The organism is Streptomyces sp. 3N207 (genome assembly GCF_052246355.1).
In the GTDB taxonomy this organism is placed as follows: Bacteria; Actinomycetota; Actinomycetes; order Streptomycetales; family Streptomycetaceae; genus Streptomyces.
In genome coordinates this window covers 262742-279982 of the sequence record NZ_JBQQBV010000011.1, presented here as the reverse complement: position 1 = coordinate 279982, position 17241 = coordinate 262742, and the positions used below count along the sequence as shown (strand labels likewise).

Sequence of the window (17241 nt, the reverse complement as noted above, 5' to 3'; positions counted from 1 at the left end):
CCCTGGGCCGCTCAGCAGGGCTTCACTCCTCGGCAACCCGAGGGGCCGTCACTTGACCGGAGCCAGCTTGTCCTCCAGGCCGGGGCGGGAGTCCAACCAAGTGGCACCTATAGCCGCCGAACGACCACGAGCCGTGCTGTGTCAGTCCCGTACGGCATCATCGGTTCGTGACCATCACCACAGCGAACGCAGCGAACACAGCGCACGCACGAGGCGGCCATCGGCTGATGCTCCTGGACACCGCCTCGCTCTACTTCCGCGCCTACTTCGGCGTCCCGGACACCGTCCGCGCCCCGGACGGAACCCCCGTCAACGCGGTGCGCGGGCTGCTCGACTTCATCGCCAGACTGGTCCAGGACCACCGCCCCCAGGCGCTGGCCGCCTGCATGGACGCCGACTGGCGCCCGCAGTGGCGGGTGGAGTTGATCCCCTCCTACAAGGCGCACCGCGTCGCCGAGGAGATCCCGGACGGCCCGGACGAGGAGGAGACCCCCGACACCCTAGGCCCGCAGGTTCCGGTGATCGAGCAGGTGCTGGACGCGATCGGGCTGGCCCGGCTGGGTGCCGAGGGATACGAGGCGGACGATGTGATCGGCACCCTCGCCACCCGCGCCGCCGGACCTGTCGATGTCGTCACCGGCGACCGCGACCTGTTCCAGCTCGTCGACGACGAGCGCGACGTCCGCGTGCTCTACCCCGTCAAGGGCGTCGGCAGCCTGGACACGTACGACGGTGCGGCGCTGCGCGCCAAATACGGCGTCGACGGCGCCGGGTACGCGGATCTGGCCGTGCTGCGCGGCGACCCCAGCGACGGCCTGCCCGGGGTGCGCGGCGTCGGCGAGAAGACCGCCGCCAAGCTGCTGGCCCAGTACGGCGATCTGGCCGGTATCCGCGCCGCCGCGGCCGACCCGGTCTCGCGGCTCACCCCAGCGCAGCGCACGAAGTTCAAGGAGGCCGCCGCCTATCTGGATGTCGCGCCGACGGTGGTGCGGGTCGCCCGGGACATCTCCCTCCCGGACGTCGATCTCACCCTGCCGCGCGCCCCGCGCGACCCCGCACTGCTGGAGGCACTGTCCGAACGCTGGGGCCTGGGCGGCTCGCTGCGACGGCTGCTGGAAGCGCTCGCGGGCTGAGACCGCGGCAGGGCCGGCGGCCGATCTTTCCCGGCACCCATCTGTTAGCTTAGGTATGCCTAAGTTGCCCCGTGTCCAGGGAGGCCCCGTGCCAGAACGCCCGGCCCGTCCAGCCCGCAACAAACCGCAGCTCCACCAGGCGCGCGTGATCCGCACCGAGCAGCTGACACCGCACATGGTGCGCATCGTCCTCGGCGGCAAGTCCCTGGCGGGCTTCCCGGCCGGTGAGTACACCGACCACTACGTCAAGCTGCTGTTCCCGGCCCCCGGCGTGCGCTACCCGGAGCCGTTCGACATCGCCCGCATCCGTGCCGACCTGCCGCGCTCGCAGTGGCCCTCGATGCGCACCTACACCGTCCGCGCCTGGGACCCGGCCGCACTGGAGCTGACCATCGACTTCGTCGTCCACGGCGACGAGGGGCTGGCCGGACCGTGGGCCCGCTCCGCCACCGTCGGCGAGGAGGTCAGGTTCCTGGGCCCCGGCGGCGCCTATGCGCCCAGCCCGGAAGCCGACTGGCATCTGCTGGCCGGGGACGAGAGCGCGCTGCCCGCCATCGCGGCCTCGCTGGCCCGGATGCCCGCCGGAGCCTCCGTACGGGCGCTCATCGAGGTCGCCGGGCCCGAGGAGGAGCAGCCGCTGGACACGCCGCTCGGCGCCCAGGTGCGCTGGCTGCACCGGGGTGCGGCGCCCGTGGGCGAACGCCTGGTAGCGGCCGTCCGCGAACTGGAGTTCCCCCCGGGGCGGGTGCACGCCTTCGTCCACGGCGAGGCAGGCTTCGTGAAGGAACTCCGCGGCCACCTGCGGCTGGAGCGGGGCATCGAGCGCGAGCAGCTCTCCATATCCGGTTACTGGCGGCTCGGGGCCGACGAGGACGGCTGGCAGTCGTCCAAGAAGGAGTGGAACGAACGCGTCGAAGCCGAGCAGGAGCACCAGCCCGCCGCCTGAGTGGGCCGGGGAAGACTCTGCCCCGCCCGCCCGGGGCGGGGCAGCGGCCTGGGACCAGGGACGTGGGCCAACAGGCCAACAGGCCAACAGGCCAACAGGCCAACAGGCCAACAGGCCAACAGGCCAGGATCAGCGCGGCTCCAACGGGCCCTGGGGGCAGTGCCGGGGACCTGTCACGGGGTTGCACCGTACGGCGCGGTCCCTGTCGCCCGGCAACTCCGCGACGTAGTCGGACCCGTAGCGGGCCGCCATCCCGGGCACCGGGAAATCGGTGCTCACCATCTGCGCCCCGGACGAGAGCGCGTCCCGCAGCATCCCGGTGTCCCCGCTCCGCGCCTGGTCCAGCGGTACGTCCGACCGGGTCCGTACGAAGAACCCGCGCTGCACCAGATCGCGGATGACGGCCTTGTTGGCGCCCGTCGGGTCGTTCACCTTCATGAAGGCCGCGTCCGCCCGCCCCGGTTCGGAGTCGGTGAACAGCACCCGGCCTTGCAGGCTCTCGCGCCCTCCGGCACGGTAGGCATCCTGGATCTCCTTGCCGTCGTTGTCCATGAAGAACATGACCTGGCCCCGGGTGTCACGTACCTTCGGCCAGCCGTGGCGCAACACCGACTGCTCCAGCGTCCGGCCGGGCCGCCGGATGTCGTCCGGTGTGACCGTCTCGTCGTCGGGGAAGACGGAGCGGATCTCCTTGTCCAGCGCGTCGAGCATCGCCGTGTCCCACGGCGGGCTCTTGGCGCCCCCCTGCTCCTCCAGCCGCGGATCCGTCTGCTTCAGCTCCAACAGGATCGGTACGGCCACATGTCCCGGCCGGCTGTCGGACCACTTCTTGACCTGGCGCAGACAGCCGCGCAGGGTCACACAGGTCGACCGGTAGTCGAAGTCCGCCCAGTGCAGCACCTTGAAGCCGGGCTTCTTCAGCTCCGGGTCGTCCAGCGGGGGCAGCCCGGCACGCTTGCGGAGCAGCGGGTCCGCATAGAGGCCGCCTTCCGGATCGGGGAAGACGTCGAGTTCGATGCCGCGGGCACGCTGGCGTTCGAACTGTACGGGGAGCGAGGAGTGGCTGTAGAGCAGCGTCTGCCAGTTGGGGTCGTACTGGGACATCAGGTTCTGCTCGGCGAGGGAGGTGGTCTCGCGGTGGTAGCTGTTGTGCGTGGCCATCGCCTGCAGCTGGGTCAGCCGCAGGTTCCCGGCCGGATCACCGTGCCCGCCCTGGGCCGCGGCGGTGCCCGGCTGCGCGGTGGCGGCCGTGGACGACAGCGCCGCGACCGCGGCGACGGCGGTCACGGCGCAGGCCCAACGGCGGGTCAGGGATCTGGCTCTGCTGGTGCTGCTGCTCGTACGCACTTGGCCCCCTGTCGAGTACGGGATGCACGCGGGTCGCGCGCATCACACAAGACACTGCCGGGCACGTACGGCCACCCGGTGCCCGGCAGTTGACACACGCTTGAACATCCCGCCCCCCACGACGGCCGTCAACACCGCCCCGCCCCATGACGCTGCGCGAACCGGCGCTCGCAAGGACGCGCACCACATCCTGGGCAGTCTCTACGAGGTGAAGGCCGCGCCGGCCGACGAGATCGTGTCCGAGGGCGACGAGGACAACGCTGTCGAGCCGGCTGACGGGAACCTCGCGTCATACGGCTACCAGGACTCCGAGGAATGACCGAGCCGGCCCTTGGTGATCCGGATGGGGCTGCGCAACGCCGTCACTGTCACCCCGGCCTGTCAGACTGCGCGGCATGGCTGACGTATACGAGCTGCTCATCAACGCGGATCTCCCCGACGACCTCTCGGAAGCCGAGCTGACCGAGCTGCGCTGGCACCTGGGGCTGGGACCGGAGCCGCAGGAGTGCACCATCGTGACGGGTTTCCCCATGGACTTCGTCGACGACGACGGCGAGCTCGCCGACTACGCACCGGGCGCTGAAGGCACCTGGGAGGAGAGCAGACGCCCGGCACTGGCAGGACGAGGGGCAGCCGGCCGGATCGGCGGGGTGCTCTTCTCGGATCTGCGGCGCCGCGAGCGCAACGGGCCCCGCCCTGGCTGGGCACTGACGAGCCGTCAGGAGGTGCACCCGGACGACTTCGAAGGGCCGGAACAGTGCATCAGCTGGCTGACCCGGCGGGTGCTCGACCCGCAGTTCGATCTCGATGTCCATCTGCGCTTCTACGAGGACACCCTCCTCGAACCAGCCTTTCTCGACGACGGGCAGCTCGTGCGCCGGAAGACATGCGTCCACCCGCCCTCGCCCCAGTTGCTGCGCCTGATAGCGGACAACAAGCACCGTGAGGCGGTCGTCCAGGCACGTAGGGACACCGGCATGAGCCTGCACGAGTCCCGGCGCTACGTCGACGCACTGCAGGACGGCCGCGTCAACGTGCGTGCGTGAGACGCCGGTTCTCGTACCGGGACCGATCCGCCGCCGGCACCCGGTAGACGACCGACAACCGGACGATCCGGCCGTACTCATCGCACCTTGGCGAAGAACTCCCTCATGTCAGCGGCCAGCGCTTCCGGCTGGTCCATGGCGAGGAAGTGGTGGCCTGCGGGGTTGTCCTCGGGCCAGTGGAGCACCTTCGTGTGCTTCTCGGCCAGCCGCCGGATGCCGGGCGGGCCGCAGTAGACGCCGCTCGGCGCCTCGGCACTGCCGCGCGGCCAGCCGAACCCGCTGCTCTCGTAGTACGGCCACGATGCCGAACCCAGCGTGTCCGTCAGCCAGTAGAGGCTGACGTTGGTCAGGAACAGATCCCGGTCGATGGTCTCCTCCAGCGGCCTGCCCGTCGCATTGAAGTCGTGGAACTTCTGCGCCAGCCAGGCCAGCGCCCCGACGGGCGAGTCGTGCCAGCCGTACGCGAAGGTCTGTGGCGCGGCGCGCAGCAGCGCGTGGTGGTCGACCCCGTGCATCCAGTCCTGGTTCATCAGCGCGTCGTACAGGGCGCGTTCGTCCGGGCTCAGTTCGGGAACGTCGTCCGCGGTGGGGAAGCCCAGCCCTCCGGTGATGTACACCCCCGCCACATGCCCGGGCGCCGCGGTGGCGACCTCGGGGGCCACATAGGCACCGAAGTCACCGCCCTGGGCGCCGTAGCGGTCGTATCCGAGCCGCCGCATCAGCTCGGCGGACAGCCGGCCCACCCGTGCCGCGTCCCAGCCCGTCCCGCGCGGCGGTGCGGAAAAGGCGAAGCCGGGCACCGAGGGCACCACGACGTGGAAAGCCTGCGCGGGGTCCCCACCGTGCGCGCCGGGGTCGGTGAGCGGGCCGATCAACCGGGCGAACTCGGCGAAGGTGTTGGGCCAGCCGTGGTGGAGCAGCAGCGGCAGCGCTCCGGGTTCGGGCGAGCGCACATGCAGGAAGTGCAGGTCCTGTCCATCGATCTCCGTCATGAACTGCGGGAACCGGTTGAGTGCCGCTTCCTGCTCCCGCCAGTCGAACTCCTCGGCCCAGTAAGCGGCCAGCTCGCGCAGCGTCTCCCCGGGGACGCCGCGGTCCCAGCCCTCGCCGGGCAGTTCGCGGGGCAGGCGGGTACGGGCCAGCCGCTCCCTGAGGTCGTCCAGGTCGGCCTGGGGGACGGCGATGCGGAAGGGGCGGATCTGAAAGGTCATGCGGTGACGATAGAAACCCCTGCGGACAACTTCTGTCCGCAAGGTCAGGCGCCGAGGCACGGCGGGACGACACCTGGGCGGGAATCGACGGCATCATCCGGAACCAGGCCCGTGCTCACCCCACGCTGGAGTACGCCACCACGCCGCGCAGCATGCCGTCGATCGCCCTGCGGGCGTTCCTCGATACCGTGCCGCCCTCCGGGGCAGCCGCGGCCAACTGGCCGAGGACATCGATGACCTGCTTGCACCAGCGCACGAAGTCACCGGCCGGCATGTCGGCCTCGCGCAGCACCTCGTCAAGGCCATGGCCGTCCGCCCAACGGTAGGCGGCCCAGGCGAAGCCCAGGTCGGGCTCGCGCTGGCCGACGCCCTCGGTCGCGGTGATGCGGTGCTCCTCCTCAAGGGCGTCCAGCCGCCCCCAGATCCGCACCATCTCGCCGAGCGCGGCCCGCGCCCGGCCGCCGGGCAGCTTGGGGGGCAGCGCGTCGTCGTTGCTGCGGGCCTCGAACACCAACGCGGAGACACAGGCGGCCAGCTCGGCAGGCGGCAGCCCTTCCCATACGCCCTCGCGCAGGCACTCCGAGGCGAGCAGGTCCAGCTCGCCGTAGAGCCGGGCCAGCACCCGGCCGTCGTCGGTGACGTGGTCGCCGGAGAGATAGCCCAGCTCCGAGAGGAGCGCGTACACCCGGTCGAAGGTGCGGGCAATCGTGTTCGTACGCCCCTCGATGCGCCGCTCCAGCTGGCGGGTGTCCCGCTTGAGCCGGTGGTAGCGCTCGGCCCAGCGGGCGTGGTCCTCGCGCTCGTCGCAACCGTGGCAGGGGTGCTGCCGGATGGCCTTGCGCAGCCGCTCGATCTCGGGGTCGTCGGCGGCGGCCGAGCGCTGTCTGCGGTGCCGCTCGGGCACATAGGGGCCCGCCTTGCTGCGCAGCGCCGAAGCCAGATCGCGGCGGGACTGAGGGCTGCGTGCGTTGAACGACTTGGGGATGCGCATCCGCTCCAACGGCTCGACCGGCACCGGGAAGTCGATCGGGCCCAGCCGTTTGACCTGCCGCTGCGCCGTCAGCACCAGCGGGCGCGGGCCCTCGTGCCCTGTCGTTCCGTCGTAGCCCCTGCGCGGCCCGGATCCTCGTCCGCCGCTCACACCCGGGTCCAGCACCAGCGCGAGGCCGGCGTACTTACCGGTGGGCACGTGGATGACATCGCCCGGCTTGAGCCTCTCCAGCGCTGCCGCCGCCTGCGCCCGGCGCTGGTTGGCACCCTGCTTGGCCAGCTCGGTCTCGCGGTCCTTGAGCTCCCTGCGCAGCCGCGCGTACTCCTCGAAGTCCCCCAAGTGGCAGGTCATGGAGGCTTGGTAGCCCGCCAGACCCTCCTCGTTCTTCTGCACCTGCCGGGAGATGCCGACCACCGAGCGGTCGGCCTGGAACTGCGCGAACGACGTCTCCAGCAGCTCGCGCGAGCGGTGTCTGCCGAACTGCGAGACGAGGTTGACCGCCATGTTGTACGACGGCTTGAACGACGAGCGCAGCGGATACGTACGCGCACCGGCCAGCCCCGCAAGCGCACCCGGGTCCATGCCGCGCTGCCACAGCACCACGGCGTGCCCCTCGATGTCGATGCCGCGCCGCCCCGCGCGCCCGGTGAGCTGCGTGAACTCACCCGGAGTGATATCGGCGTGCTGCTCACCGTTCCACTTGACCAGCTTCTCCAGCACCACGGAGCGGGCCGGCATGTTGATGCCCAGCGCCAGCGTCTCGGTGGCGAAGACGGCCTTGACCAGTCCGCGGACGAACAGCTCCTCGACCACCTCCTTGAAGGTGGGCAGCATGCCCGCGTGATGCGCGGCGATGCCCCGCTCCAGGCCCTCCAGCCACTCGAAATAGCCGAGGACGTGCAGATCCTTGTCGGGGATGTCGGCGGTGCGCTCCTCGGCGATCTCGCGGACCCGGGCCCGGGCCGCGTTGTCGTTGAGCCGCAGGCCCGAGTAGAGGCACTGCTGGACGGCGGCCTCGCAGCCCGCGCGGCTGAAGATGAACGTGATGGCCGGGAGCAGCCCCTCCGAGTCCAGCCGGTCGATCACCTCGGGGCGGCTGGGCGTCCAGATCCGGGCGCGCTGCCGCCGCTCCCGCTCCCGGTCGGCCTCCCTCTGGGGGCGTCCGCGGCGCCTGTCGCGCCCGTTGCCCACCCGGCTGTTCTCCATCCGGGCCATCCGCACCAGATCGGGGTTGACCTCGCGCTTGTCGCGGGACTCCTCGAACAGGTCGTACATCCGGCGGCCCGCCAGCACGTGCTGCCACAGCGGCACCGGACGGTGTTCGGAGACGATCACCTCGGTGTCGCCACGCACAGTGTCCAGCCAGTCGCCGAACTCCTCCGCATTGGAGACAGTGGCCGAGAGCGAGACGATGGTGACCGACTCGGGAAGGTGGATGATCACCTCTTCCCATACGGCGCCCCGGAAGCGGTCCGAGAGGTAGTGGACCTCGTCCATGACGACGTAGCCCAGGCCCAGCAGGGACTTCGAGCCCGCGTAGAGCATGTTCCGCAGCACCTCGGTCGTCATCACGACGATGGGTGCCTCGGAGTTGACGCTGTTGTCGCCGGTGAGCAGGCCGACCTTGGCCGGTCCGTACCGCTTGACCAGATCGCTGAACTTCTGGTTGGACAGCGCCTTGATGGGGGTCGTGTAGAAGCACTTGCGGCCCTGCGTGAGGGCCAGGTGGACGGCGAACTCGCCCACGATGGTCTTGCCGGAGCCGGTCGGCGCCGCGACCAGCACACCCTTTCCTGCTTCGAGGGCTTCGCACGCCTCGATCTGGAAGGGGTCCAGATCGAAGTCGTACAGGTCACGGAAGGGCGCGAGAGCGGTGGCCTGCTCGGCGGCACGCTTGCGCGCCGCCGAATACCGCTCCGCGGGGGACAGATCCTCGGTCATCGTGTCTACGAGCCTACCGGCCACCTCTGACAGAACTCACGATCTTTACCGGGCCATGGAGCAAACCCCGTGGTCAGCGCGCTGCCGACCGCTCGGATGCGGACGGTGACCGCCCGGCCCGAAGCGCTGCTCAGGTTGCGTCGTCGTAACCGTCAGGCCGCTGCGGGCCGCCCGCACCACCGCCGTCCTGCGCACTGCCCTCGGCGTCGGGGCGCGGGGCGGGCAGGGACTCGGCGGCGCCCACGGTCTCGGGCGCGTCGTCGAGCGGCGATGCCTCGTCGTCGTCCAGCCCGGCGTAGGGGTCGGAGCGGCTGCGGCGGCGGTCGTTGAAGAGACAAATACCGACGGCGGCGAAGTACAGCAGCACGATCGGCGCCGCCAGCGCACCCATCGTCAGCGGGTCACCAGTGGGGGTGGCGACGGCGGCGAAGACGGTGATGCCGATGACCATCCCCCGCCACCAGCCCAGCAGCCGCTTGCCGGTCAGCACTCCCCCGAAGTTGAGCAGGACGAGCAGCAGCGGCAGCTCGAAGGCGAGACCGAAGACGATGACCAGCCGGGTGACGATGTCGAGGAAGTCGTCCAGCGGGATCAGGTTGCCCGCGCCGTCCGGGGAGAAGTCCAGCAGCGTCTTGGCGGCCTTCGGCAGGATCAGATAGGCCAGAAAGGCACCGGCGAGGAACAGCGGCACACCGGCACCGACGAAGGAGCGCGCGTACCGCTTCTCGTGCTTGTGCAGGCCGGGGGCGAGGAAGCCCCACAGCTGGTACAGCCAGATCGGGGAGGCGATGACGACACCGGTGGTCAACGCCACCTTCAGCATGATCGTGAACGGCGCGATCAGCCCGTTGATGGTGATCTCCGCGCAAGTCTCGCCCTCCGCGGCGGCCTTGCCGAAGCTCTTGTCGCCACAGCCGACCGACTCCCGCACCGGGTGCATCAGGAAATCGGCGATCTGCTTGTAGTAGATCATCGCCACGATGGTGACGACGAGGATCGCCAGCACCGACTTCATCAAGCGGTTGCGCAACTCCCGCAGGTGGTCCGCAAGAGGCATCCGCCCCTCGGGGTCCTTCTCCTGTTTACCCTGCTTCCGGGCGGACTTGAGCAACCCTCGTCCTCAGTCTCGAAGTGTCGGATACGGCTGACTCCGCCACCCCGCGGCCGGTGCCACGGAGCGGACGGCGGGCACGGCCGGCACGGTGGCCGGGCCGTCGCTCAGCTCTGCTTCGGCTGGTCCGCCGGCTCGGTGACAGGACGCGACGTCGAGACGTCACCGGGAGCGGCCTGGATCGTCTTCGGCGCCGACTGCTGCGCCTCACCGGACTTGTCCGCTTCGGCGTCGGAGGCGCCTTCCTTCTTCATCTGCTTGGCTTCGCTCTTGAGGATGCGGGCCGACTTGCCGAGCGAACGGGCCATGTCCGGAAGCTTCTTGGCGCCGAACAGCAGCAGGATGACAAGGAGAATCAGAACGATCTCCATGGGCCTCAAACCTAGGGGCATGTTGCCACTACCTTCTCGCCGGGGCGGCGTGTTCCGTGCCTGCCGGATGAATCGGACTGGCTTCATCGTGCTGACGTGCCAGCATCGATCGTAACCCTGTGGAGTGAACACCGGGCAATCCCTGTGCATCCCCCCGGTGGCACACCCCAGCGCCCGTCGACGCGGCACCTTGCAGCCTACCGCTCCCCGATCCAGGGCCGGAGACCGGCCGTACGTCGGTTATGTCTCGTTGGGGCCTTGCGTTCCGTCGGAATCCGTCCCCTGGCCGGACCGCGCTGCCAGCGGCATCGCCGCCCGCTCCAGGTTCTCCGCGGCCCGCGTGATCCGCTCCGAGCTGTCGCCGACCGCCCGCGAGAAGCGCTGCACCTCCAGCCCCACCCGTACGGCGAGCACTCCGAGCACGGCGATCCCGCAGAACGCGAGCGCCAGAAACACCATCGGCCAGAGCATGAGGGGCAGCCTAGTGCCTGGCAGTGACGACGCCCTGCCGGTCCTTCCTATACGACCTGCTCGCCGTACGCCGCCAGCGCCTTTCGCGCCGCTTCCCGTGCGCTGTGGGCGAGCTCCTCCGGCGCCGTGATGCGGCCGTCCGGACCCAGCCGGAGCGCCAGCCGCCGCAGCGAGGCGGGGTCCGGGGTACGCAGCGTGATGCGCAGGCCGCCGTCGGGCAGCTCCTCGGCGCTGTCGTGCGGGTAGTACTCCGCGACCCACCGCCCCCCGGGGCCGACCTCGACGACGACCTCCGGATCGGTGGCCGCGGGCTGCACCAGCCCGGCGCTCAGATCGCGCGGCTCTATCGGCGGCGGGTCGGAGCGCTCGTCCAGCAGCCTGATCTCGGCCACCCGGTCCAGCCGGAAGGTCCGCCGCGCCTCCGAGAGCCGGCACCACGCCTCGACGTAGGTGTGACCGACGGCGAACAGCCGGATCGGGTCCACCTCGCGCTCGGTCAGCTCGTCCCGGGCGGGCGAGTAGTAGCGGATCCACAGCCGACGGCGCTCGGCGATGGCGCGGTCGACGTCGGCGAAGACGCCGCCCTCGGACTCGAAGGTGACCGACAGCCGCGAGCTGGCGCCCGCACTCTCGCCCGCCGCCGTCTCCAACTTCGCCGTGGCCCGCTGGAGCGCGTCCCGGTCGCTCTCCCGCAGGCCCGGCAGTGTGGCCACGGCGCGGGCCGCGACCAGCAGCGCCGTGGCCTCGTCGGCGGCCAGCCGCAGCGGCTGTGCCGTATCGCTGCCCAGCGCCTCGGAGTTGCGCCACCAGATGCGCTCCCCGTCGGTGTCGATCTCCAGCAGATCGCCGCCGCGGAAGCTGGTGCCGCACATCGGCAGCACGTTCAGATCGGAGATCAGCTCGTCGTCGGAGATACCGAAGGCGCGCGCGACCTCCTCGACCCGGGCTCCCGGCCGGTCCCTGAGATAGGTGACCAGCGAGAGCATCCTGCGGGTCTGGTCGATGGCGTTCACCGCCACTGCCGCTCCTCCCTCAGCCCTTTGCCACGGCACGCAGCCGGTCGATCACATCGGCACGCAGCTCGGCGGGCTCCAGCACGACGACGTCCGGGCCGAACTCCACCAGCCAGGCGTCCAGGCCGTGCCCGTACGGGATCTCCAACTCTTCCCATCCGTCACCGAGTTCCCGGGTGTGCAGCGCCCGCGCCCGCAGCGGGTAGCCCGCGCCCGCGCGCAGCCTGATCCGCGCCGTGCTGGTGGCGCCCTCTCCCGCCCAGCGCTCCACGGTTTCGCGCACCGTCACCTGATCGGGTACCGGCGCGGTGAAGGCGGCGGCGCGGGAGCGGACCGGGCCGGTGATCCGCGAGATGCGGAAGACCCGCTCGTCCTGCCGCTCCCGGTCCCACCCCGCCAGATACCAGTGCCCGCGCCAGCACTCCAGCGTCCACGGCTCGACATGCCGCCGCTCGGAGCGGGCCGCGTTGGACTTGCGGTAGTCGAAGACGACGGGGCGGCGGTCGCGGCAGGCCAGCATCAGCGGCTCGAACGCGGCCTCGCGGGCCGGAATATGCGGCTCCAGCGTGCTCAGCTGCCGCTCCCCGCCCTGCTCGGGGATGGTGCCCGGCGGCATACCGCCGGCGGCGTGCAGCTTCTGCAGGGCACCGCTGGCCGCCGCGGCGAGGCGGGCCTGCTGCCAGACGCGGGCCGCGAGGCCGAGCGCGGTGGCCTCGGCGGCGTCCAGAGTGATGGGCGGGAGCCGATTGCTGTCGCGACGGGCGACGTAGCCGGTCTCCCCGTCCAGATTGTCGACGGTGTCGATGACGAGCCCCAGCTCGCGCAAGTCGTCCTTGTCGCGCTCGAACATCCGGCTGAAGGACTCCTCGGTCCCCGTGGACCCGTCCCCCGGGCCGAAGGCCGCCCCCGCCTCTCCCGAACCGAAGGCCACTGCCTCTCCCGGCCCGTAGGCCGCTGCTTCCCCCGAGCCGTACGCCTCGACGTAAGCCTCGATCGATGCGCGCAGCTCACGCTTGGTGAGCGGGCGGCGGGCCCCCAGCAGGCACAGCGCCAGATTCATCAGCCGCTCGGCCTTGGCAATCGCCATGGGTTCCCTCGTGCCCTCTCTCATGCTGTTCTGGGCCCTCGACCGTACCGCCAGCGCGGCGCGAGACAAAAGCCGGGAGCCCCGCGGTCGGCGGGGCTCCCATGGGGTGTGCTATGCGGCCGTCAGACGGCGACGAGGTCGCAGACGAAGATCAGCGTCTCGTTGGGCTTGATCCGCCCGCCGCCCGCGCCACGCTCACCGTAGGCGAGGTGCGGCGGGATGGTCAGCCGGCGGCGGCCGCCGACCTTCATGCCCTGAACGCCCTTGTCCCAGCCCTCGATGACCTGGCCGGCGCCCAGCTGGAACTGGAGCGGCTTGCCGCGGTTCCAGCTGGCGTCGAACTCCTCACCCGTGGAGAAGGAGACGCCCACATAGTGCACGGAGACGTTGTCCCCGGCCTTGGCCTCGGGCCCGTCGCCCTCCCACAGGTCCTGGATCTCCAGGTCGGACGGCGGCTCGCCCTCGGGGAAGTCGACCTCGGGCTTGTCGATGCTCACGAAATTGCTCCTACGAACGTATCTGCGGGACAACCGCGCCAGTCTGCCACGGAAGTAGTCACTTCACGTCGAGCACATCCACCGAGAAGACGACTCCGTCCTTGAACTGTTTCTGCTGCTCCTTGGGGAACTTGTTCTGCGGCACGGAGATCACCACGCGGCTGCCGGTCTTGACCCCCTTCAGCCCGTCCTTCCAGCCCGGGATCTGGGCGACGGGGATCTCCTGCGGCGCACCGTTCTGCGCCCAGGTGTCGTCCAACTGCCTGCCGCCCTTCCACGTCTTGGCGGTGAAGTGGGTCAGGATGGTGCTGTTCGCACCGACCGTCTTCTTGCCGTCGCCCTGGACGATGGTTTCGCTGATCAGCCGGCCCGGCGCGCTCTCCTTGCCCTTGGGAATCTGGACCGTCGGCGCCTTGCTCTTGTCGACCTTGGTGCTCACCTTGGGCAGCTGCGGGTTCTGCGGCTTGTCCACGGGCTTGCCGTCGATCTCGCTGGGGGCGATCTTCTCCAGGTCGACGACGAAGACCAGCGTGGAGTTGCCGGGGATCGTCGGCGGCTGCCCCTTCTTGCCGTACCCCTTGTCCGGCGGGGCGACGATCTCGACCCGGCTGCCGGTCTTCTTGCCGACCAGCGACTCGTCCCAGCCCTTGATGACCTTGCCGGTACCGATCTGGAAGGTGGCGGCCATCTGGCGCTTCCAGCTGCTGTCGAACTCCTTGCCGTTCCACAACTGGCCCACGTAGTGCGCGCTTACCGCGTCACCCTTGCGCACCTTCTGCCCGTTGCCGCTCTTGAGCACCTTCGTCTTGAGCTCGGAGGGCGGGTCGCCCTCCCCCTTGTCGATCTTGGGTTTCTTGCCCCAGGATCCGCTCACCGCCGGAGGGCCGCCCTTGTCATCGGACGATCCGTCGTCACTGCCACAGGCTGCCGCCGTGGCCGCAAGCAGCGGAACCGCCAGCAGCATGGCGAGGCGGCGCGTACTCGTCCGGTGCGGATTCCGGAAGGCTCGGGTGGTGCGGGGGGTCGAGCCCCCGGAGAAATGCAACATGTGTCCCACTCGTGGGTTTAGGGATATTCGTGCAGTCCTGACAGCCTACGACCCAGCAACGAGGCTGCCGCCGCCCACGACACGGCGCCGACCGGCGCGGTCAATTCACGCTGACGCACACGCAGAAGGGCGGTCCCGGAAGCCCGGGACCGCCCTCGGTAAAGCCTTCGGACGCCGCGTCAGCTCATCGGTCAGATCCTCGTCACAGGTCACATCCCCGCGATGAGTTTCTCCACCCGCTCGTCCACCGATCGGAACGGATCCTTGCACAGCACCGTGCGCTGCGCCTGGTCGTTCAGCTTGAGATGCACCCAGTCGACGGTGAAGTCCCGGCGCTGCTCCTGGGCCCTGCGGATGAAGTCGCCGCGCAGCCGGGCCCGTGTCGTCTGCGGCGGCACCGACTTGCCCTCGAAGATCTTGACGTCGTTGCAGATACGGGCCGCCTTGCCGCTGCGCTCCAGCAGATAGTAAAGACCCCGGCGCCGGTGGATGTCGTGGTACGCGAGGTCTATCTGCGCGATCCTCGGATGCGACATCGTGATGTTGTTCTTTGCCCGGTACCGCTCGATGAGCTGGTACTTCATCACCCAGTCGATCTCGGTGTTGATCTTGTCCAGCTCCTGGGTGCGCACTGCCTCCAGGGCCCGCCCCCACAGCTCCAGCACCTGCTCGACCCGGCCGGTGCGGATGCCGCGCCGGTCGCAGAAGTCCAGCGCCTTGTCGAAGTACTCCTGCTGGACCTCCAGCGCGGACGCCTCCCGGCCGCTGGCCAGCCGCACCTTGCGCTGGCCCGTGATGTCGTGGCTGACCTCGCGAATCGCCCGGATCGGGTTCTCCAGCGTCAGGTCCCGCATCACCGTGCCGGCCTCGATCATGCGCAGCACCAGGTCGGTGGCGCCGACCTTGAGCAGCATCGTCGTCTCCGACATGTTCGAGTCGCCGACGATGACGTGCAGCCTTCGGTACCGCTCCGCGTCCGCATGCGGCTCGTCACGGGTGTTGATGATCGGGCGGGAGCGCGTCGTGGCGGAACTGACGCCCTCCCAGATGTGCTCCGCACGCTGGCTGACGCAGTAGACGGCCCCGCGCGGGGTCTGCAGCACCTTGCCCGCGCCGCACACCAGCTGCCGCGTCACCAGGAACGGGATGAGTACATCCGCCAGCCGGGAGAACTCCCCGTGCCGGGCCACCAGATAGTTCTCGTGACAGCCGTAGGAGTTGCCTGCCGAGTCGGTGTTGTTCTTGAAGAGATAGACGTCGCCCGCGATGCCCTCCTCGTGCAGGCGGCGTTCGGCGTCGACGAGCAGGCCCTCGAGAATGCGCTCACCCGACTTGTCGTGAGTGACCAGCTCGGTCACGCTGTCGCACTCCGGAGTGGCGTACTCCGGGTGCGAGCCCACGTCCAGATAGAGGCGCGCGCCGTTCCGCAGAAACACATTGCTGCTGCGGCCCCATGACACAACACGGCGGAAGAGGTACCGCGCCACCTCGTCGGGGGACAGCCGGCGCTGGCCCCGGAACGTACATGTGACGCCGTACTCGTTCTCCAGCCCGAAGATTCGGCGGTCCATGCCTGAACAGTACGCCTACGTGGAGGATCTGAAACCGGGTTCGGGAGAGCCGTTCCGATCAGTTTCCGCACCTGACGGGCGCCCCTGACGTCCGGTTCCGGTGTGCGGAAGGCCCGGCCGCGGCTCGCTCTCCCCGCCTGCCGGAGGCGACGCTGCGGCCACCGGTCCGGCGACGGGCTCCGCCGACGGCGCCGTCGATCCCGCCACCACCCCGCCCCGCCCGGAGCCGTCCGGAGGCGCCAGGAACCGGCGCGCCGCCACGATGACGGCCAGCGCCGCGAGCCCGCCCGCCCCGGCCAGGCCGAAGCCCGCGCCCGTGCCGCCCCACTCGATGACCGAGCCGACCGCGGCCGTCCCCGTTGCCGCCCCCACGCCGAACGTCGTCACCAGCCAGGAGAACGCCTCCGTCACCGTCCCCGACGGCGCGTGCCGGTCCACCACGACAAAGGCGCACGCCAGCGCCGGGGCCAGGAAGAGCCCGGAGAGGCCGCCCAGCACCACCATCACCGGCACCCCCGGCACCAGGGCCAGCGGCAGATTGCCCGCCGCGAACAGGCCCACCAGCACCCGCAGCCGCCCCTCGTGGCTGCCCGGCCAGCCCCGCGCCCCGTAGCCGACCCCGCCCACCAGGGCACCCGCACCCTGCGCCGCCAGCAGATAGGTGGAGATCAGCTTGTCGTCGTGGCCGTCGGCGTAGGAGACCGCGGCCAGCGCGAAGGTGCCCAGCGCCAGCCCCACGAAGAAGAACGAGCCCAGCATCACCTTCAGCCCCGGCGAACGCAGCGCGCCCAGCCAGTGCGGCTTACGGGGCGAGGACCGCCAGCGGCGCGAAGGGGGCGAGACGACCACCGAGAGGGCGCCCAGCACCCCCAGCGCGTTGACCACCAGCAGTGCCGCCGCCTCGCTCCATCCGGCGACCAGCAGCGTCACCAGCAGCGGCCCCGCCGCGAACATCACTTCCTGGGCGACGGCATCCAGCGCGTACGCACTGTGCACCTGCTCCTCGCGCCGCAGCACCGTCGGCCACAGCGCCCGCAGCCCGCCCTCCAGCGGGGGCGTGAACAGGCCGAAGACCAGTACGCACCCATAGGCGAGCGGCAGCGAGCCGGTCCCCGCAAGCGCCAGCGTGGCCGCACCGGCGGCGGAGACCACGGCGGCGGGCAGCATCACCCGCGGCTGCCCGTACAGATCCACCAGCCGCCCCAGCATCGGCTGGCCGAACGCGGTGGCCAGGCCGTAGATCGCCGAGAGGGCGCCCGCCAGCGCCATGCTGCCGCCGTCGGATCGGATGAAGAGCGCGATGGCGATCGGCCCCGTGGCATTCGGCAGCCTGCCCACCAGCGTTCCCGCCAGCAGGCGCATCGCGTGCCTGGCCCGCAGCAGCTCGGCATAGCCCGTCGCCATCCGCCCCACCCCCAGTTTTACGTATAACGGCCTCGCCATACGTACCATGCCAA

Annotated in this window: 16 protein-coding genes; 4 read left to right on the top strand and 12 right to left on the bottom strand. The window is 70.3% G+C overall.

Features of this window, described 5'->3' with window-relative positions:
• Window positions 1-227: 227 nt before the first annotated feature.
• Entirely contained in the window at window positions 228-1133 is a 906-nt protein-coding gene (locus ACTWP9_RS19515; protein ID WP_443247503.1) for a 5'-3' exonuclease, read from the top strand.
• 88 nt (window positions 1134-1221) lie between these two features.
• Entirely contained in the window at window positions 1222-2079 is an 858-nt protein-coding gene (locus tag ACTWP9_RS19510; RefSeq protein ID WP_443247484.1) for a siderophore-interacting protein, read from the top strand.
• A gap of 129 nt (window positions 2080-2208) precedes the next feature.
• On the opposite strand, the gene ACTWP9_RS19505 is transcribed toward ACTWP9_RS19510, so the two are convergent.
• Window positions 2209-3426 carry a phosphatidylinositol-specific phospholipase C1-like protein gene (locus ACTWP9_RS19505; protein WP_443247483.1) on the bottom strand — a complete coding sequence of 406 codons (1218 nt, stop codon included), beginning with the start codon at window positions 3424-3426 and terminating at the stop codon, window positions 2209-2211.
• A 100-nt stretch (window positions 3427-3526) separates the two neighbouring features.
• On the opposite strand from ACTWP9_RS19505, the gene ACTWP9_RS19500 reads away from it, so the two are divergent.
• Entirely contained in the window at window positions 3527-3745 is a 219-nt protein-coding gene (locus tag ACTWP9_RS19500) for a hypothetical protein (protein WP_443247482.1), read from the top strand.
• A 76-nt stretch (window positions 3746-3821) separates the two neighbouring features.
• On the top strand, window positions 3822-4472 hold the full coding sequence (locus tag ACTWP9_RS19495; protein ID WP_443247481.1) for a hypothetical protein: 651 nt from the start codon (window positions 3822-3824) through the stop codon (window positions 4470-4472).
• 77 nt (window positions 4473-4549) lie between these two features.
• Here the strand turns inward: ACTWP9_RS19495 and ACTWP9_RS19490 are convergent, their stop codons facing one another.
• The 11 genes from ACTWP9_RS19490 to ACTWP9_RS19440 all read right to left on the bottom strand — a co-directional run bounded on the left by ACTWP9_RS19490 (window position 4550) and on the right by ACTWP9_RS19440 (window position 17188).
• Window positions 4550-5683, bottom strand: coding sequence for an epoxide hydrolase family protein (locus ACTWP9_RS19490; RefSeq protein ID WP_443247480.1), 1134 nt, complete (start codon window positions 5681-5683; stop codon window positions 4550-4552).
• A gap of 115 nt (window positions 5684-5798) precedes the next feature.
• Complete coding sequence (locus tag ACTWP9_RS19485) at window positions 5799-8615, bottom strand: DEAD/DEAH box helicase (RefSeq protein ID WP_443247479.1); 2817 nt, start codon at window positions 8613-8615, stop codon at window positions 5799-5801.
• 130 nt (window positions 8616-8745) lie between these two features.
• Entirely contained in the window at window positions 8746-9726 is a 981-nt protein-coding gene (gene tatC / locus ACTWP9_RS19480) for a twin-arginine translocase subunit TatC (RefSeq protein ID WP_443247478.1), read from the bottom strand.
• Between the two features lie 107 nt (window positions 9727-9833).
• Window positions 9834-10118 carry a Sec-independent protein translocase subunit TatA gene (gene tatA, locus ACTWP9_RS19475; RefSeq protein ID WP_433104460.1) on the bottom strand — a complete coding sequence of 95 codons (285 nt, stop codon included), beginning with the start codon at window positions 10116-10118 and terminating at the stop codon, window positions 9834-9836.
• A 219-nt stretch (window positions 10119-10337) separates the two neighbouring features.
• Window positions 10338-10568 (bottom strand): hypothetical protein, encoded by a 231-nt coding sequence (locus tag ACTWP9_RS19470; protein WP_443247477.1) that lies wholly within the window; start codon window positions 10566-10568, stop codon window positions 10338-10340.
• Between the two features lie 47 nt (window positions 10569-10615).
• Window positions 10616-11587, bottom strand: a complete 972-nt coding sequence (locus ACTWP9_RS19465; protein WP_443247476.1) for a helix-turn-helix transcriptional regulator — start codon at window positions 11585-11587, stop codon at window positions 10616-10618.
• 13 nt (window positions 11588-11600) lie between these two features.
• Entirely contained in the window at window positions 11601-12668 is a 1068-nt protein-coding gene (locus tag ACTWP9_RS19460) for a helix-turn-helix transcriptional regulator (protein WP_443247475.1), read from the bottom strand.
• A gap of 122 nt (window positions 12669-12790) precedes the next feature.
• Window positions 12791-13165 carry an FKBP-type peptidyl-prolyl cis-trans isomerase gene (locus tag ACTWP9_RS19455; RefSeq protein ID WP_443247474.1) on the bottom strand — a complete coding sequence of 125 codons (375 nt, stop codon included), beginning with the start codon at window positions 13163-13165 and terminating at the stop codon, window positions 12791-12793.
• 58 nt (window positions 13166-13223) lie between these two features.
• The gene (locus ACTWP9_RS19450) at window positions 13224-14213 is read right to left on the bottom strand and encodes an FKBP-type peptidyl-prolyl cis-trans isomerase (RefSeq protein WP_443247473.1); all 990 of its coding nucleotides are present in this window, start codon (window positions 14211-14213) and stop codon (window positions 13224-13226) included.
• Window positions 14214-14422: 209 nt separating this feature from the next.
• Window positions 14423-15784, bottom strand: coding sequence for a Pup--protein ligase (pafA, locus tag ACTWP9_RS19445; RefSeq protein WP_433104472.1), 1362 nt, complete (start codon window positions 15782-15784; stop codon window positions 14423-14425).
• Window positions 15785-15799: 15 nt separating this feature from the next.
• Window positions 15800-17188 carry an MFS transporter gene (locus ACTWP9_RS19440; RefSeq protein WP_443247472.1) on the bottom strand — a complete coding sequence of 463 codons (1389 nt, stop codon included), beginning with the start codon at window positions 17186-17188 and terminating at the stop codon, window positions 15800-15802.
• Window positions 17189-17241: the final 53 nt, after the last annotated feature.